Origin of the sequence: Methylobacterium sp. WL103, from assembly GCF_008039885.1 — a bacterium.
Classification (GTDB): domain Bacteria; phylum Pseudomonadota; class Alphaproteobacteria; order Rhizobiales; family Beijerinckiaceae; genus Methylobacterium; species Methylobacterium cerastii.
In genome coordinates, this window is sequence record NZ_VRUX01000623.1 from 1 (window position 1) to 2,381 (window position 2,381).

At 70.4% G+C, this 2,381-nt stretch carries 2 protein-coding genes; both read right to left on the bottom strand.

The genetic code is table 11. The features are described 5' to 3' along the window. Positions 1 to 304 (bottom strand): hypothetical protein (locus FV222_RS23325; protein ID WP_147815755.1); only part of this gene is annotated, 304 nt, incomplete at its 3' end. Between the two features lie 86 nt (positions 305 to 390). Next, positions 391 to 2,381, bottom strand: a 1,991-nt coding sequence (locus FV222_RS23330; RefSeq protein ID WP_147815756.1) for a TonB-dependent receptor, incomplete at its 5' end; no start/stop codon positions are given.

The following is a 2,381-nucleotide window of genomic DNA, read 5'->3' on the forward strand; positions in this document are numbered from 1 at the left end:
GGACGGGACGCCACGGGGCGTCGACCGCCGGGGGAGCGGACCAGGCGACCGCGACGTCGGCCGGAACCGGCATGTCCGCCGTCGGCATCGCCTGCGCGGCGGTGCAGCAGGCCAGGTGGTCCGCGTGATGCGGGGCGTGCTCCGGGCCTCGCCCGTCGGCGCCGGCATCCTGCAGGCAGAGCGCGTGCGCCGGATCGAAGGTCCGGACGGTCGTCATCCCGCCCAGCACCGCCTGCAGGGCAAGCGCATAGAGCGCGGTCACGGCGATGACCGCGCGGCAGACCCGCCAATCTGGCCGCCACATGCGCATGCCTCCACGCCTAGGGCTCAGCCCGGCGCGCCGTCAATGCGGCAGACGCCGCGCACCGCCGATTTCGGCGGCCCTGTCGCCTAGAATCGCCCCGCCAGCGTCAGCCGCACGGCGGTGGGCTCGACCGGGTGGAAGTGCCGGTCGGCGACGCCGTCCGCCCCTTCGCCGGGCAGGCGCGAGACGTAATAGTAGGTGATCTGGTCGGACTTGGCGTTGGTGAGGTTCAACACGTCGAGCGACAGGCTCAAGCCGTTGTCGAAGTTGTAGCCGACGCGGCCGTTGAGGAGCGCCGTCGGCTTCGAGCGCACGGAATTGTCCTCGATCAGCGGGCGCGGGCCGAAGTAGCGCAGGCGCATCGACCCGAACCAGCCGAGGCCCTCGCCGAATGTGAATCCGGCCGACGCGATCGTGGTCGGCGCCTCGGGGATGCGGTTGCCCGCCGGGTCGACGTCCGAGAAGCGGGCGTTGGTGACGGTCAGGTCCCCCTCCAGCTTCAGCCAGGGCGTCACCGCGTAGCGGTTGGTCCACTCGACGCCGAAGCGGCGGCTCGGGCGGCTCGGCTCCGTGGTGCCGGTGTCGCCCTGGAACAGGTTCTCCGACGCGAAGTCGAGGCGGAACAGCGCGACCGCCGTCTCAAGCCCGGCGATCGAGCGGTTGCGGATGCCGACCTCGTACCCGGTCGAGGGCACCAGGAAGGGCGAGCGCGTCGTGTTGAACAGCGAACTCGTCGGGTCGATCGTCGCGGTGACGCCGCGCACGTCGTTCGAGTGGAAGCCGCCGCCGTAGTTCAGGTAGAGCTCGGTGTCGGCCCACGGCCCCAGCACCAGCCCGAGCTTCGGGTTGACGACGCCGTCCCGCGCCTTGCCGCTGTTGGCCGCCGTGTCGGAGACCACGTCGGCGTAGTAGCCGTCGGCGCGGAAGCCCACGCTGGTGCGCAGCCAGTCGGTCCAGCGCACGCGGTTGTCGTAGAAGAACGCCCCGCTCGCCTCCAGCACCCGGTCGTCGAGGACGCCGGAGCGGAACTGCCGGTTTGTGGTGTTGAACAGCCCGACCCGGATCGAGTCGGTTCGGGTCTGCAAGCCGATCTCGTTCTCCATCGGCAGCCCGTAGAGGTCGCCCTGGAAGACGTGGCTCACCTCGCCGCCGCCGAGGATGCGCTGGTCGAGCTGGTGGAACTGGTCGCCGTTCACCGGATCGTTGAGGAAATACGTGAAGTCGTTGAACAGGTTGAGCTGCTGGCGGATCACGTAGGCCGAGGCCCGCGTCACGCCGGTGTCGTCGGTCATGCTCCAGCGGCCGGAGAGCGAGAAACGGCTGCTATCACCGCCGTCGCTGGGGTTCAGGCTACCGAACCGGCCGATCAGGCCTTCCGACACAGCGCGCGACGCGATCTGGTTGGTCGCGGTCCAGCGGCTGGCATAGGCCATGCCGGTGACGGAGAACCCGTCGAGCGCCGTGCCCTGGCTGTAGCGCACGACGCCGTTGAGCTTGCGCAGGGCGTCCGGCACGTCCCACGGGCCGTCGTAGACCTGCGCCTCGCCGGCCACCAGCAGGTTGCCCTGGCCGAGTGGCGCCGAGGCGATCGTCAGCGCATGCGCGTAGCCGAACGAGCCGAACGAGGTCAGTGCGACGGACTTCGCGACGGTGTCGAGGTAGTCGATCCGCACCGAGCCGGCGGAGGCGAAGTCGCCGTCGCGGACGAAGTACGGCCCCTTGTGGAACTCCACCGCGCCGACGAGCTCGGGGATCAGGAAGTTGATGTCGGCGTAGCCCTGGCCGTGGGCGTGGGTGCGCATGTTGACCGGCATCCCGTCCACGTCGATCGCGATGTCGGTGCCGTGGTCGAGGTTGAAGCCGCGCAGGAAGAACTGGTTGGCCTTCCCCTCCCCCGAATGCTGCGTGACGATCAGGCCGGGCACGGATTCGAGGACCTCGCCCGGCCGGGTGATCGGGCGGCTGTTGATCTCGGCGCCGGAGATCACCCCGGCGCTCGCGGCATCCACCGACCGGAGGGTGCCGCCGACGCCGGTGGTGCCGCCGACGTAGCCGGCGCTCGCCGCCGGCCCCGGGC